Source organism: Paraglaciecola mesophila KMM 241 (assembly GCF_000315015.1).
Taxonomy (GTDB): domain Bacteria; phylum Pseudomonadota; class Gammaproteobacteria; order Enterobacterales; family Alteromonadaceae; genus Paraglaciecola; species Paraglaciecola mesophila.
Map to the genome: position 1 here is coordinate 13,837 of NZ_BAEP01000071.1, position 15,162 is coordinate 28,998.

At 45.0% G+C, this 15,162-nt stretch carries 12 protein-coding genes; 6 read left to right on the forward strand and 6 right to left on the reverse strand.

The features are described from left to right. Positions 1 to 126 precede the first annotated feature (126 nt). Positions 127 to 1,104: a GGDEF domain-containing protein gene (locus tag GMES_RS17135; RefSeq protein WP_006994020.1), complete on the forward strand. Its 978-nt coding sequence runs from the start codon at positions 127 to 129 to the stop codon at positions 1,102 to 1,104. 103 nt (positions 1,105 to 1,207) lie between these two features. Next, complete coding sequence (locus GMES_RS17140) at positions 1,208 to 1,594, forward strand: DUF2750 domain-containing protein (protein ID WP_006994021.1); 387 nt, start codon at positions 1,208 to 1,210, stop codon at positions 1,592 to 1,594. 10 nt (positions 1,595 to 1,604) lie between these two features. Here the strand turns inward: GMES_RS17140 and GMES_RS17145 are convergent, their stop codons facing one another. After that, positions 1,605 to 2,270, reverse strand: a complete 666-nt coding sequence (locus tag GMES_RS17145) for a UPF0149 family protein (RefSeq protein WP_006994022.1) — start codon at positions 2,268 to 2,270, stop codon at positions 1,605 to 1,607. Between the two features lie 224 nt (positions 2,271 to 2,494). Between GMES_RS17145 and GMES_RS22635 the strand changes: the two genes are divergently transcribed. Next, positions 2,495 to 2,698: a hypothetical protein gene (locus GMES_RS22635; protein ID WP_006994023.1), complete on the forward strand. Its 204-nt coding sequence runs from the start codon at positions 2,495 to 2,497 to the stop codon at positions 2,696 to 2,698. Positions 2,699 to 2,772: 74 nt separating this feature from the next. Here GMES_RS22635 and GMES_RS17155 read toward each other — a convergent pair whose 3' ends face one another. After that, a complete protein-coding gene (locus GMES_RS17155; protein ID WP_006994024.1) occupies positions 2,773 to 3,804 on the reverse strand; it encodes an alpha/beta fold hydrolase in 1,032 nt (343 codons plus the stop codon). Between the two features lie 124 nt (positions 3,805 to 3,928). Then, positions 3,929 to 5,527 (reverse strand): cation:proton antiporter domain-containing protein, encoded by a 1,599-nt coding sequence (locus GMES_RS17160; RefSeq protein WP_039987705.1) that lies wholly within the window; start codon positions 5,525 to 5,527, stop codon positions 3,929 to 3,931. A gap of 414 nt (positions 5,528 to 5,941) precedes the next feature. On the opposite strand from GMES_RS17160, the gene GMES_RS22315 reads away from it, so the two are divergent. After that, positions 5,942 to 6,112 carry a DUF3545 family protein gene (locus GMES_RS22315; protein ID WP_006994027.1) on the forward strand — a complete coding sequence of 57 codons (171 nt, stop codon included), beginning with the start codon at positions 5,942 to 5,944 and terminating at the stop codon, positions 6,110 to 6,112. Between the two features lie 75 nt (positions 6,113 to 6,187). Here GMES_RS22315 and GMES_RS17165 read toward each other — a convergent pair whose 3' ends face one another. Further along, the gene (locus GMES_RS17165) at positions 6,188 to 7,753 is read right to left on the reverse strand and encodes a SulP family inorganic anion transporter (RefSeq protein WP_006994028.1); all 1,566 of its coding nucleotides are present in this window, start codon (positions 7,751 to 7,753) and stop codon (positions 6,188 to 6,190) included. A gap of 188 nt (positions 7,754 to 7,941) precedes the next feature. Further along, positions 7,942 to 8,562: an FKBP-type peptidyl-prolyl cis-trans isomerase gene (locus tag GMES_RS17170; protein ID WP_006994029.1), complete on the reverse strand. Its 621-nt coding sequence runs from the start codon at positions 8,560 to 8,562 to the stop codon at positions 7,942 to 7,944. A 303-nt stretch (positions 8,563 to 8,865) separates the two neighbouring features. Between GMES_RS17170 and ppc the strand changes: the two genes are divergently transcribed. Beyond that, positions 8,866 to 11,484 (forward strand): phosphoenolpyruvate carboxylase, encoded by a 2,619-nt coding sequence (gene ppc / locus GMES_RS17175; RefSeq protein ID WP_006994030.1) that lies wholly within the window; start codon positions 8,866 to 8,868, stop codon positions 11,482 to 11,484. Positions 11,485 to 11,707: 223 nt separating this feature from the next. Then, positions 11,708 to 12,337 carry a YigZ family protein gene (locus tag GMES_RS17180; RefSeq protein ID WP_006994031.1) on the forward strand — a complete coding sequence of 210 codons (630 nt, stop codon included), beginning with the start codon at positions 11,708 to 11,710 and terminating at the stop codon, positions 12,335 to 12,337. A gap of 21 nt (positions 12,338 to 12,358) precedes the next feature. Here GMES_RS17180 and GMES_RS17185 read toward each other — a convergent pair whose 3' ends face one another. Then, complete coding sequence (locus GMES_RS17185) at positions 12,359 to 14,284, reverse strand: methyl-accepting chemotaxis protein (RefSeq protein ID WP_006994032.1); 1,926 nt, start codon at positions 14,282 to 14,284, stop codon at positions 12,359 to 12,361. Positions 14,285 to 15,162 lie beyond the last annotated feature (878 nt).

Consider the following 15,162-nt stretch of genomic DNA (forward strand, 5'->3'; position numbering starts at 1 on the left):
CGCTCACACTCAGTACTGAAACGATTGGGAATTAACGCACTTTTAGTGGTAAAAATCAGGAACGCCATTAGTATAGGTCTATGGCGTTACGTTGAATTAATCGCTTTGAAGGATGTCCAAAACGCAATGAAATATCAAAAGCGCTCCTTTGAAGAGCAGATTATCATGTCAATTAGTGCCGCTGCGGCACTGTGTATTCTCCCCTTTCTCGTAATTCGTATCATCAACCAAGATTGGTACATTGCATTCTTAGATTTTGTAGCGGTTGCCTCCACAACTGGGCTGTTAGCTTATGTGTATTTTACTCGGCGCACCCTATTTGCTAGGTGGGTGCTGTCTATTATAAGCCTTGCAATCGCCTCGGGTACTATTTGGCTTAAAGGTGCGGAGCAAATTGTCTGGGTGTACCCCGCCATAATCTGTTTATTCTTTATTCTGCCTCCCCAACTAGCAGCGGTGTTGTGTGCGGTAAACGTGGGCTTCATTGGCTATTTGTTGCATGCAGATATGACCTTGCTAGACAATGTACGCTATTACTTCTCTACCTTAGTGACCTTTTTCTTCAGCTATGCCTTTTCAGATCGTATGCGTTTTCAGCAAGTCCAGTTGCAGATATTGTCCTATAAGGACCCCCTTACAGGAGCAGGCAACCGCAGAGCAATGGAAGAGAAGCTCATCGACATCGTTAAAGAACAACGCCAGCAGCCTCAAAAAGTTAAAGCCTGCTTGCTATTAATCGACTTAGACGAGTTTAAAAAGATAAATGATCAACTGGGCCATGCATGCGGTGATGAGGTGCTGGCACAGACATCAGCGCTGATAGAGCATATGCTCACCAGCGAACAGTACTTGTACCGCTTCGGGGGCGAAGAGTTCGTTGTACTCACTGATGGTAACTTGGAGCAAGCCATTACCCTTGGGGAAAGTATCCGTCAAGCCGTCAATGACTTTCCGTTCGAACAAGGCCTGCACATTACTGTATCTACCGGTATCGCTGAGTATCAGTTTGATGAAACAGAGTTTGAATGGCTTGGCAGAGCGGACACTGCTATGTATCAAGCTAAATCAGCAGGGCGGGATTTGTGTTGCTTGGCTGCCTCCTAATGTGAATTACAGCCCCAAAACGACTTGTGTTAGAAAGCCTTTGGTCTCGTGCTAGCCATCAGTTAAGATCACGCATTATTTTTCGATAAAAAGGTAACCCCTTATGACTCAAGCCCTTGTCCAAGACAGCATAGCCAACATTGAACGATTCACACCAGATGAGCGCCTGAAGTATTTGCTGAAAGAAGTCGTGAAGCAAAAACAGATTTGGATCCTCACGGATGAAGATGGTTGCGTCATGCTCAACACCGAAGATGAAGACTGCGCACCTGTTTGGCCAAATAAAGAGTTTGCTCAGTCTTGGGCGACTGGAGAGTGGCAAGACTGCGAAGCTAAAGCCATAAGTTTAGAAAAATGGTACGCCAGTTGGACCTCAGGTTTAGAAGAAGACGATGTATTTATTGCGGTGTTTCCCAATCAAGATGAAGAAGGATTAATTATTTCACCTCAAGAGTTGGATTATGAACTAAAGCAACAGGCCAGAAAATAAAGTAGGAGAGCTACTTGCTCGGTGGGCTAAAGGTTTCAAACTGGTTAAGTAGATATTCCACCAGCGTCCCTGACAAATTCACGTAAGTCTGTAACGCTGGGGGTAATGATAAAAATACCGTCGGTAGTAGAGCAACAAATTGTTTGTCATTATCACGTACCTTCGCTTGTTCAAATGCCAAAGGCAAATCAGCGAAGGTGCTAAACATGGTTAAGCAATGAGACAAATTCTTAGTGGCAGCAGGCATAGCATGGGGGTTTTTGTTGTGCATTTTTTGCCATGCATTATTCCATACTTTTTCGAGTCGACTGTGACCCGCTAGCACCCCATTGCACCAGCGAGATAATGGCAACTGCTCTGTGTTAATTTTATGCGCGTCTGGCGGCAATTCTAACCCGTCGTCTAAGCGCACTTGATCATCACGCATTAATCTCAATTGATGCTGCAGCAAACCCATTAAGATATCAGTCAATTTATCCGCCGTTCCAGTGTCAGGCAATTGCCCATGCTCTCTGAAAATCCACGGTAACCACACCTCAGGCATAGGAATTTCAGGTGCAGATGCCACCGCAAAGACTAACCCTTTTAAATAATCTACTGAAAACAAGGCATGCGATAAGGCGTCGCTTTGACACAGCGCTTTAAGTTCTTGTTCTCTTACAAAAGTAATCGTCATGTTTGCCCTGCCACTTGGTTAGTTAGTTGGATTATCCGTAATTCACGCAAAGGGTGCAATGCAGTTAACGCGCTTCCTATTGGCCTTCAATCACACCACTAAAAAGTCATTATTGCGTGCCTGTGTTCACGATACGTACTCAGCAAGCATTCTTTGTTAGTCTATAAGACGCTCTTAGCTAACTCGCTCGAAATTTTTAGGCATATCAGATTAAGGAAAGTGTTATGACAAGTAAGATGCAGCTGGAAAAGACGAATCGCTTTTACGCGACCTACATGGCGATAGGATGCGGCACGGGCTCAGCGATTGGCTTAACCCTTGGCGTTATTTTTGATATTTTATATATTAGTTTGGCCATGGGTATCGCTATTGGTGCTGGGGCGGGGATTGCACTGGGCGCCGCGGTGAAGTCAAAGCAGCAAGATTAATTCAAACCTTACTGACTCGATGCATGCGCCATGCTGAATCGATCGGGCCGCCCGCCGCTGACTCATTATTCAACTTAGTGTAACGCTTTATCCAGCACGATTTTAAAACGCGAAAAATCTTCTATTTGTGGCAAATGCCCCAAGTCAGCTAACTCATACAATTTAGCGTCTTTGAATTGCTTTATCACCTGCTTACCCAGCAAATCATACCGCCCTAACTCATGCGTATTGCCTACTTTTTGCCAATTTCGCCCGGGGGCCGTTCTGTCCCTTGTGCCAATAATCAAGCGAGTAGGCACCGAGATATATTCAAATTCTTCGATGACAGGCTGGGTAAATATCATGTCGTAGGTTAGTGCGTTAACCTTTGCAATGCTATCGCTATCAGGGCCTTGCACTTGACCAATCATAAAATATGTCAAATTAGCGTATTGCTGATCCCACTGCCCCGCATAATAGTTTTTCTGCTGGTATGCCTGAATAGACTTAGCGCTTTTCTTTTGCTCTTGCTGATAGAAAAAATCGACGTCTTTGTATTGGCTATATAGTAAGTAATTCTCTAACCCTATTGGATTGATCAACAGCAACTTCGAGGTGCTTTCTGGGTAAAGTAATGCGAAGCGGCTGGCCAACATGCCGCCCATAGAATGACCAAGTATGATGCCTTTTTCGATATCCAGTGATGTCATTAGCGCTTTTGTGTGACTAGCCAATGCTGAAAACGAATATTGATAATCAACAGGTTTCGAAGATTTACCAAAACCTATTTGATCTGGGATCAATACTCCATAGCCTTGTGCGTGCAGATGTTCCGCAGTAGATTGCCAATAAGCGCCGTTAAAATTTTTACCATGCATCAATACCACCACTGGTTTATTGGCCGCACTCGGTAAATACATGTAGCCCATATCTAACGATTGCCCTTGAGAATCAACCGCGAAATGTTCAACGGCATACGGATAAGGAAACTCGCTTAGGGTAGCATCGTATTTCAAGGCAGCAACATCCACCGTTTTACCAGCGCCATCGGTATGGGGATTCGCTGCTCCACTGCTAAAGGGCATTACCGTTAAAGACATCACAACCAACGCCATTAGTAATCTCATAGAGCTTCCTCACTTTACTTTTATTGTACCGATATTAAAGACAATAAATGCTAGCACAAGTAAGTACACACTTACTCCATGATTAGGTAAAAGAGTGTGTATTAACGCTTATTCAACTTGATAATCACAACTGCGCATTAGTCATTTGATATTCACCTTCAGCACTGAGCATACGTAAGCTTTCTTCAGCTAAACCAGCACCAGCTTCGGTAAACATGTTAAATACATAGTCCGTTCCCGTAGACATCAGCTTTTCAACTTCATCATCGTATCGGGCAATAGCAGCTATTTTCCCTTGATACTTAGCCACACGCAATTGTTGCGTGATATGAGTAGTGTCATCAACAGACGGTAATGCCAATAAGATAAGCTTGATATCAGTGGTATCAACGTTTTCCCACATATCGGCATCTTCGCCGTCACCTACAATCACTTTTAAACCATCTTCTTGGAGTTTTCTTACACGCTGTGGATCTGCATCTACGCCGCAAAGCTCATCTCCCAATGAAGGCCGCAAAGCGCCATAAGCTCCTTTGCCCACTCGTCCCATGCCAATCAGTAATACGCTTGCGCCTTCGGGTTGCTGATAAATATCTTCTTTCAGGCGAATGTTGCTTTCGTATTGGCGCAAGGTATCTTTCAACTTTAGGTACTGACTGTGAGCTGACTTATACCGCAAGCTGGTAAATACGAAAGAAAACGATACAGCAAGCGCCACAATGACTAACCACTGGGGAGTAAGCCAACCAGAACTAACGGCTAACGCGGCTACAATTAAGCCAAATTCGCTGAAGTTACTGATTACCAAACCGGACAAATAAGCCGTACGAGCACGTAGCTTGAATTGCACAAATGTCACGAAGAAGAGTAAAAACTTAAACGGCACCAGCACACATAAAAGCAATGCAATCATCACCATCTCAAGATCGGGCAATGCTATCAAGCCTATAGATAAGAAAAACCCCACAAGAAACAGGTCTTTAAAACTGAGTAGGGATTTATTTAATTCTGCGGCTTTTGCATGGGGAGCGATTAACATGCCTAAAATTAGCGCCCCTAAATCCCCTTTCACGCCGACTAAATCGAATATGTAATAGCCGCCAAGTGCAAACAAAAAACCGGTGAGAGGGAGCAATTCACCGTGCCCAGCGCTGTTAATTAGACGGTATAGTAAGGGACGAGCGAACCACAAAGCAAATAACGCGAACGCCCATAGTGTTGGTGTTTTTCCTGCGGCGAATACCAAAAACAGCACAGCGAAGATGTCTTGCATAACCAAAACACCGATAGCAATTTTGCCGTGACGCGTTTTTATTTCTCCGCTTTCTTCGAGAATCTTGACCACACAAACTGTACTTGAAAAACTCAGGGCAAAAGCAAGAAGAGCCGCTTGTTGGAGAGTCATCTCAGCGAAATACGATAACCCTAAATATGTCACGCCATAAATCACACCCGTGACCAATAGTACCCAAATCACCATATGCTGGGCACTGGCAACCCATACCTCGGGTTTGAGTAAATCGCGCACATTTAATTTGAGACCGATGGTGAACAGCATCAACGTAATGCCTAAATCCGCTAAGGACTGCAGATTTTCAGAGCTTTCGAAGCCAAAGTAATTAAGCAGAAACCCCGCGCTGAGAAAGCCAATCAATGGCGGTAAGCCCAATTGTTTCATACTCAAACCGCCCACAAAGGCGAACAAAAGCCACATTAATTCCATATGCACTACTACAATAGGTTGTTTTGCCCGTAGCATGGCAACTTTGGATTATTAATCAAGGGGTAAGATCTGCTTAATTGCTCAATTGCTTTAGAACAAAGAAAGTAAGAATAAAAAATGTACGCTTAGAATGCGCGAAAGCGGCAATAAGGTCGGTAATTGAGCGTTCGTGGCTTTTAGCGCTTTTATCGTCTCACGTTTAAAAAACAAACAGAAATAGCCTGAAAGTCGCTACTCTGCTCACTTTTAGGGCTATCAGTGTCAAAAAAACTTCACCAAACGTTAATAATAAGTTAAGAAATGTATTCTATTTTATCCACTCCTATGGTAAATATTATTTGAAATTTTCATTTGAGTTCGAATGGAAAGCTCAAAGATTTCAATGCTATACATTATGTAATAATGGAGATCTCAATGGATACATCTGAATTATTAACTGTAATTGATACCGAATCCCGCCCGAATAAAACGAAAACAACAAAAAGAAAGTGGAGAGAGATTGAAGCAATTCACGACCGCTATAAACTGCGGCAAGAATTGCGTGAGCTAGGTATGACCCAAGCCGACGAATTAGAGATGTTCTAATCTCTTAAAAGAAAACCGCTGAAGTGCCCCTTCAGCGGTTTTTTTAGTTTTGCGCTTGGCGAATATTGACTAGGATTAACCTAGCTTGTCAGTAGCAATTTTATAACGTGGGTCTTCATTCAGGTTCATTTCAACATAGCCTTGAGCCTTGCTCATCAGAGCGCGGCATTCGGCTGAGATATGCCTAATATGAAGCTTCTTACCCTGTAGCTGATATTTGTCAGCCAAAGAGTCAATTGCATCTACTCCTGACGAATCCCAAACACGAGAGTCATTAAAATCAATCACCACATCTTGAGGGTCATTTTGTGGGTCGAACAAGTCTTTAAAGTAAGAAACAGAGCCAAAAAACAGCGGCCCTTGTAGTTCATATACTTTCCATCCATCTTCGTCAGTATGCGTCTTAGCTGAAATGTGCTTAGCGTGTTTCCATGCGAACACCAGTGCCGACACTATTACACCGACCACAACCGCAATAGCCAAATCAGCGATAACAGTAACTGCTGTCACCAGAAATAGTACAAAAGCATCTTCCTTGTTTACACCGCGAATAATACGGAAAGACGCCCATTCAAACGTGCCGATAACCACGATAAACATAACACCTACAAGGGCTGCCAGCGGTATCATTTCAATCAGAGGAGCAGCGAAAAGAATGAACCCCAAAAGTACCAATGCTGCTGTGATGCCTGATAAACGACCGCGACCGCCAGAGTTGATGTTAATCATACTTTGGCCAATCATGGCGCAACCACCCATACCACCGAAGACACCGTTGACAGTATTTGCCACACCTTGGCCAACACATTCACGATTGCCGCTACCACGTGTATCGGTCATTTCATCGATAAGTGACAACGTTAATAAGGATTCAATTAAACCAACTAACGCCAGAATCACCGATGTAGGTAAAATGATATATAAAGTTTGAAGGTTGAACGGCACCATAGGAATAGCAAAACTGGGTAGCTCACCCGCTAACGTCGCCGTGGCTTTTTGCTCTTCAGGCAACATATCACGCACAAAATCGATAACAGTACGCGCTTCCAAATCTAAGCCATGCACTAAAAGCGTTACAGTGACAATAGCCACTAAAGATGCAGGAACTGCTTTGGTTAACTTAGGTAACAGGAAAATAATTGCCATGGTTAAACCAACAAGACCCAGCATGTAATACAGCGCACTGCCCTGCATCCATTCCAATTCACCTAAAGCGTTAGTTACCTTGAATTGACCAAGCTGCGCCAGAAAGATCACGATAGCCAGGCCGTTTACAAACCCGAGCATAACGGGATAAGGGACCAGTCGAATAAACTTACCAAGTTTAAACACTCCTGCCAAGATTTGCAGCAGGCCGGCCAATAACACAGCAGCAAACAAGTATTGCACACCATGTTGAGCAACCAACGCAACCATAACAACGGCCATAGCGCCTGTGGCACCAGAAATCATGCCTGGTCGCCCGCCGATTGCAGACGTAATCAAGCCCATCATAAAAGCAGCATACAAGCCGACCATTGGCTCAACACCTGCTACGAATGCAAACGCAACCGCTTCTGGCACTAGCGCTAATGCAACCGTGATACCCGACAGCACATCGTTTTTGACATTGCTGCCACGATCGCCTGTTATATCAATCATTCACTTTCCTCTATCATCCAAGAACACCATTAATATTCGGCTATTTTACCAGCAAAACATGAGTAGGTGTTTTAACAGTTTGTTAAACACTCATTTTTTCGCGCCATTTGTGCCACTCTTTCTACCACTGTGCGGTGAGCAGGCATAAAAAAAGCCGGCGAACCGGCTTTTGAAATACGAAATACGTGTTACGCGATGATATCAAGTAGCTCAACATCAAACACAAGAGTGCTAAATGGTGCGATTGCACCACCAGCGCCTTGCTCGCCATAAGCAAGATCGTGTGGAACAAATAAACGTAACTTAGCACCAACTTGCATAAGCTGAAGAGCTTCAGTCCAACCTTTGATCACACCGCCAACAGGGAATTCAGCCGGTTGTCCGCGATCGTAAGAACTGTCGAACACAGTGCCATCTAGCAAGGTACCGTGATAGTGAACACGCACGGTAGAGGCAGCAGTAGGTGTTTCACCGTCACCCGCATTAACGACTTCATACTGTAATCCGCTTTCAGTTACCGTTACTTCATCACGCTTAGCATTGTCTGATAAGAACGCCTCACCTGCTTCTTGCGCTTCAGCAAACTGAGCATTTTTAGCAGCTTGCATACGTTCGTGAATTTGATTAAATGCTTCACGTAGCGCGTCGTTAGTCACTTGCGCAGGTTGCAAGTTAAACGCATCAGCTAGGCCTTCTTGCACGGCTGAGATGTCTAATCCGTCGAAAGGGTTAGCGCGCAATTGCTCGCCCATTTGGAGACCGATACCGTAGCTTGCTTGTAGCTCAATAGTTGAAAATTTATCTGACACAATAACTCCTAAAAATTAGAACAAGGGCGTAAAATCACGCCACTTTATAAAAAATGGCCGATAGGGTATCACAAAGCGCCCGATGATTTAAAAAAGCGTCCGCCTTCGCTTAATCAGTAACCAACGTTGAAAACATTCAGGTTTAAATACATCTATCGCTACCACGAACTTTAAGGTAAAAGTATGCGTATTGTTGCTAGCTAACCACAGTTGGTTTTTAGACAATTCACCATTTTAACAGTATGGTAACGGGCTGTTTTTAGCATTATTCTTTAATCTTCTATTATTCCAGCGGAGGCACCAGTGCCAAAAATTCTAGACTCACAACTCAAAGAAACCGTACGTAGCCTAGGTTCAACGTTAGGTGACATGATCCGAGCCCAATTGGGGGATGAGTGGCTGCAACGAATAGAAACCATCAGACTAGATGGTCGCGAATCATATAAAGGCGACAGTGAGTGTTCTGACAAACTTAAAGCATTATTCAGTGAGCTCGAAGATGAGCAGCTGTTAGTCGTGGGTCGTGCATTTTCTCAATTTCTAAATTTAGCGAATATCGCCGAGCAAGAATTTAACAGCGCCAATCACGATCAAGATTCTATTCAAGAATTATTCAATCATTTGGACAAAGATAATGTATCTGCAGAGACCTTCGAAAAAGCGGTAAACCAACTCAGTATCGAATTAGTGTTAACTGCGCATCCTACTGAGGTCACTCGTCGCACGTTGATCCACAAACACAGCGAATTAGCACAATGTTTGCGCCAAATACATCAAACCAGCTTGTCTGATATTGAACGAGATAAAATTCGTACACGAATAGCGGATTTGGTCGCACAGGCGTGGCACACAGAAGAAATTCGTACCGTGCGCCCAACCCCCGTAGATGAAGCTCGCTGGGGTTTTTCGGTTATCGAAAACTCGTTGTGGGAAGCAGTACCTGATTTTGTGCGTGAGCTAAGTGCAAAATTTGAAGCAAAATACGATCTTGCTCTGCCGCTAGACGCAGCGCCGGTTAAATTAAGCTCGTGGATGGGTGGTGACCGAGACGGTAACCCATTCGTAACCTCAAAGGTGACGCAGCAAGTTCTGTTGCTCGCCCGTAAACGCGCAGCTAAATTGTTCGCTCAAGACGTGGATATGTTGCAAGTTGAGTTATCAATGAGTGATTGTGACGACACAATCCGTTCAATGGTAGGCGATGAACTTGAACCGTATCGTGCGCTATTACGCCCTTTGCTGGACACGTTAACCAATACCAAAAATGGTATTGCGGAATTCCTAAGCGGTGTGTCAGTAGACGACAGTAAATGGATTGCCAGCAAGGATGAGCTGCTTACACCGCTAATGCTATGTTACAACTCGTTGCAAGCTTGCGGTATGAGCGTTATTGCCGATGGCCGCTTGTTAGACACCATTCGCCGTGTACATTGTTTTGGCGTGCATCTACTTAAATTGGATATTCGCCAGGACTCTGAACGCCATGCTGACGTATTCAGTGAGCTTACCCGACACTTAGGCATGGGCGACTACGGCAACTGGAGCGAAGAAGATAAGCAAGCATTCTTGTTAAAAGAATTGAGCTCCAAGAGACCTTTATTTCCAACCAAATGGCAGCCCTCAGCTGACGTTCAAGAAGTAATCGATACCTGTAAAGTGGTCGCACAACACAGTGAAGAAGGCTTTGGTATTTACATCATATCAATGGCGAGCTTACCTTCAGACGTGCTTAGCGTGCACTTATTGTTGCGCGAGTTTGGCGTGACATGGCCTATGCCTGTTGCCCCATTATTCGAAACGCTTGACGATCTGAATGCCGCTGCCAGTGTTATTGATGCCTTAATGAACATCGACTGGTATCGTGGCTATATTCAAGGTCATCAGTACGTAATGATAGGTTATTCTGACTCAGCAAAAGACGCCGGCGCTATGGCTGCGGGTTGGGCTCAGTATGAGTCGCAAGAAGCCCTTGTCGGGATTGCTGAAAAATATGGTGTTGAATTGACCCTATTCCACGGTCGTGGCGGCACAATTGGCCGTGGCGGACTGCCTGCTCATGCTGCTATTCTATCTCAACCTCCTGGCTCATTAACCGGCGGTTTCCGTGTTACCGAGCAAGGTGAGACCATCCGCTATAAATTTGGCATGCCCCAACTTGCTCAGCGCAGTTTAGCTTTGTACGCCAGCGCGATATTAGAAGCCCTCATTTCACCACCTCCAGCGCCGAAGCAAGAATGGCGTGATCTGATCACCGAAGTAGCAGCAAATGCCCGTGACAACTACCGCAATACGGTGCGCCACGATGAAAATTTTGTACCTTACTTTAGAGTCGCCACTCCTGAGCAAGAGCTTGGCAAGTTGCCACTCGGTAGCCGTCCCGCTAAACGTAAGCCTAGCGGCGGGATCGAAAGCCTACGCGCTATACCTTGGATATTCGCATGGGCACAAACGCGCTTAGTGTTGCCCTCATGGTTAGGTGCAATGAAAGCGGTTCAGACCGCTATTGATGCAGGTCAACGTCCGTTGATTGACGATATGCTACAAAATTGGCCGTTTTTTCACTCGCGCTTCTCCATGCTAGATATGGTGTTCGGTAAAGCCGATCCACGTATTAGCGCTGAATATGACAAGCGTTTGGTCCCTGAGGAACTACGTCATTTAGGTGATGCGTTGCGCGATGAACTCAACATGAGCATGAGCTTGCTGCTTGATGTACTTCAACAAAAAGAAGTTATGGAGTCAGACCCGAAAGGCAATGAGTCTATGAACATTCGTGCAGGTTACTTACAACCGCTGCATTTCTTACAAATAGAATTGTTAGAACGTATCCGAGCAAAAGAAGACGAAGCCGACCCAACCCTAGAGCGCGCCATGATGGTTACCATCGCAGGTATCGCTGTCGGTATGAGGAATACGGGGTAGTACTCTACCGGGTAACGTCTACCGGGTAGCGTCTTCCGGGTAGCACGGTAGCACCTACAGGATAGAGAACTCCGCTAAGTACCGCTTAAGGACGAGCACGCAGCACCCTCTTAAATCGTTGGTTTGATGCGTTAAAAACTGTCTCAGGTAATCACTTGAGACAGTTTTTTCATTTTACGTATAATTCCTATCATTCCATTTTACACGCCCCCAGATTGAGCTTATGGCAGTAACATCCCCTTATTTGATCCCCAGCGCACCAGTCACCTTTGAAGAAGAAATAAAACGTAGCCGTTTTATCACCCTGCTCTCCCATACACCTAGTTCTGCAGAGGCCAAAGCATTTATCCAACGAATAAAAAACGCGCATCCACAAGCTGGGCACCATTGTTGGGGCTTTGTGGCTGGGCCACCCACGGACTCGATGCAACTAGGTTTTAGTGATGACGGTGAACCAAACGGTACCGCTGGTAAACCGATACTCGCTCAATTGCAGGGCAGCCAAATAGGCGAGATAACCGCAGTAGTGATCCGCTACTCCGGTGGAATAAAGTTGGGTACAGGAGGCTTAGTAAAAGCTTATGGCGGCGGCGTTAAACAAGCTCTGTCGCTGTTAACCACTAAAACACGTGTAGCTATAGAGTATATTGCCATTGAATACGATTACGCCTTACAGGGCGCTATAGATGACTTAACCCGGGAATATGATCTTTCTATCAAGTCTTCAACGTTTACGGAAATTGCCTCTATCACGGTTTCAGTAGAGGCTATTCAGGTTACAAGCTTATTGAAAAAAGCCTCTTTGTTTGAGGACACCAAGCTCAGAGTCCGTCGCTTGGAGCCTAAAGAGTAACTTAGTTACCAGCCAGCTAAACTAGCGTTTTCCTTTGCTGAACTGATGAGTTAATGCGTCCAGCTGTTGCGCCAATGCATTCAACCCGCCTGACTCATCTGCCATCTGAGCAATCTTTTGCATATTCTCCCCAGAGCGCTTTCTGATGTCTTGCATATTACGATTTATCAGCTCAATGCTAACGGACTGCTCTTCTGTCGCCGCAGCTACAGACCGATTGGCTTGGGTTATGTCGTTAAAATGTGAACTATTTGCCTCTAGAACCTGATGGGCAGTTCCTATGGAGCTAGCAGTAACCTGAGATTGCTCAATTATCGAGGATATTTCTTTGGTCGCAGCGGCTGACGTTACTTTTAATTCCTGCATGATCGCTTGCACTTCATGCGTAGAGTCTGCCGTTCGTTTCGCTAATGTACGAACTTCGTCTGCTACTACGGCAAAACCTCTACCTTGCTCTCCCGCTCTTGCCGCCTCAATAGCGGCATTCAACGCGAGTAAATTCGTTTGATCGGAAATAGCTTGAATATTCTCCAGTACTTTAGCAATAGTGTCCGTGTTATTACTCAGTGAACGAATGACCTCGGCCACATCGTTTATCTTAGTCACTAATCCATTGATATCTTGCTGGGTATTAGTGATAACCTGAGATATTTGATCTCCTTCAGAGTTGATTTGCACGGCCACCACAGTTGCAGATTCAGCACTTCTTGCCACTTCACTTACCGCGCTACTCACCTGACTTAGATTCATCGATATATCTTGAGTGCGCTCATCGCTTTGTTGTGCACTTTCTAAAGTTTGGCCCGCAATATTTTGCAGTGAACGCGCGACATCTTTAAGCGCTAAGCTGTTTTGCATTACGTCACTAAACGTCATATCTAATTGATTAACGAAATCGTTGTATCCCTTCGCAACATCTGCAATCTCCTTTTGACCCGTTTCAGGTAAACGATAGGCAAGATCCGCGTTCCCTGTTCCTAATTGTCTAAAGACCCCTGCAAGTTCATTGATTGGCCGCGTAATACTGCTAGCGACAAACCACGCAGCCAAACATGCTATTGCCGCAATTAAAATTGACCAGAGCGTAATATTCCATGCTGCGTTGTCTAAGGTAGCGAATATTTCGTTGTACGGAACCTGCGCCACAACATACCAATTCATGCTGGGTATATAACTGCTTACGACGAGCATTTTGGTGTTGTTCATCTCTACAATGGCTAGATTAAAGTCGCTCTTTTCTAATAAGCGGGTCACATTCCCATTGCCAAATAAAGCATCTAGGTTGGCTTTATTAATCAATCCTGTATCGGTATGAAGTCTAACGAGTCCTTGATCATCAACCAAATAAACGAAACCAGATGCTTCTAGCTTAAAGCTTGCGAGCAAATCGACAACGTCTTTGAAGGACTTAGCGGTACCAGATAACCCCCTTCCATTGGCTTGCTGATAGTTTACGAACAAATCCGTTTTACCTGTATTCGGATCTCGATATACGCTGACCATATTCGCTCGTTTACTTTGAATGTAATTAAAAAACCAACCATCAGCCGCATCATCTTTTAAAGTACGCAGAAAACCCTCCTGATTCCAATAACGATTCGTCTTTTTATCCGCAAACGAAGCAGCACTCAAGTTGTGTTGAACCACGGTATTTTGCAATAGCTTAATAAGGGCTTTCTCACCTTGTGCAGATTGCCCTTGCTCGTTCCATTGCAGAATAAAGGGGTCTGTCGCAATTTGAGTGGCGATAATTTGCATGGCTGTTATTTTGCCGTCAATTTCATTTGCGATGCGTTTAACAATGTTCGGTAACTCTGTACCAAGTACACGAGCCTCAATCGTTGTGCGAGCGGTTATCATGCTGATACCGCCGACTAATGTGGAGGTTAAAAATACAAAGATACTTAGGGTGAAAATAATTTTTTGCTTTATGGACAATTGTTTCATCGATGCTCTTTTAGGACTTTGAAGAGTGTGGCTGAATTAATATTTGTATCGGCAGCGATACGCATTGCATAACGCCATTCTACACAACTACAAGCAAAAAAAGGCTAGAAATCTTACCAGCCCTACAACTTCTAAAGTGAAGTCCTTCCGCTTAAGCGCGCTTAGATTGATTTACCGTACCAGATAGAAACATTGGGCTTTCTGACAGACATAAAAAAGCAGAAATCCGAAGGTTTACTTGCGTATGGGCCAGCCGGTTGATCGGGCACACATGGGTGAAACTGGAGTCTTTCTGGTGCACCGCACCAGCCGGCTGAACGACTGGCAAGGATGCCAGGCTGGACTACATCACCTTGGACGGGTTGAACCACGTTTTGTCAGCTCCCACTTAAGAACCACACGGCCCTAAAAGCTGGACCGAGCTACCATGGATGGGTTCAACTAAGTTTTGTAAACAGTTACATAGAGCGTCACCAGTCTAAGAGCTGGCTGACACACCAGGGATGGGTACACTCTCAACATTTAACTTTCTTACAAGCACAAAAAAGGGTGAAACCGGAGGCTTTCTGGTGCACTGCATCAGCCAGTTTAACGACCGACAGGCGACCACCATGGATGGTGGAAGGTAGAATAACGCAGGAGCAGTTATCGAGATGTCGGGCTGGACTCCATCACAAGGACGGGTTAAACCCCGTTTTGTATCGACATAAAAAAGGGTGAAACCGGAGGCTTTCTGGTGCACTGCACCAGCCGGTTGAACGACTGGCAAGGGTGAAGTCAGTTTGTTTAGGCGCACTGCGCCGCCTGACTGAACGGGCAGACATGGATGTGTGCACTGGACCGAATTACCAGGGATGGGTCAAACCGCGTTTTGTATA

Coding starts and splice junctions, on each gene's coding strand:
- GMES_RS17135 (WP_006994020.1), top strand. CDS start 127: ATGAAATATCAAAAGCGCTCCTTTGAAGAGCAGATTATCATGTCAATT.
- GMES_RS17155 (WP_006994024.1), bottom strand. CDS start 3,804: ATGAGATTACTAATGGCGTTGGTTGTGATGTCTTTAACGGTAATGCCC.
- GMES_RS17180 (WP_006994031.1), top strand. CDS start 11,708: ATGGCAGTAACATCCCCTTATTTGATCCCCAGCGCACCAGTCACCTTT.
- GMES_RS17140 (WP_006994021.1), top strand. CDS start 1,208: ATGACTCAAGCCCTTGTCCAAGACAGCATAGCCAACATTGAACGATTC.
- GMES_RS17145 (WP_006994022.1), bottom strand. CDS start 2,270: ATGACGATTACTTTTGTAAGAGAACAAGAACTTAAAGCGCTGTGTCAA.
- GMES_RS22315 (WP_006994027.1), top strand. CDS start 5,942: ATGGATACATCTGAATTATTAACTGTAATTGATACCGAATCCCGCCCG.
- GMES_RS22635 (WP_006994023.1), top strand. CDS start 2,495: ATGACAAGTAAGATGCAGCTGGAAAAGACGAATCGCTTTTACGCGACC.
- GMES_RS17185 (WP_006994032.1), bottom strand. CDS start 14,284: ATGAAACAATTGTCCATAAAGCAAAAAATTATTTTCACCCTAAGTATC.
- GMES_RS17160 (WP_039987705.1), bottom strand. CDS start 5,527: ATGGAATTAATGTGGCTTTTGTTCGCCTTTGTGGGCGGTTTGAGTATG.
- GMES_RS17165 (WP_006994028.1), bottom strand. CDS start 7,753: ATGATTGATATAACAGGCGATCGTGGCAGCAATGTCAAAAACGATGTG.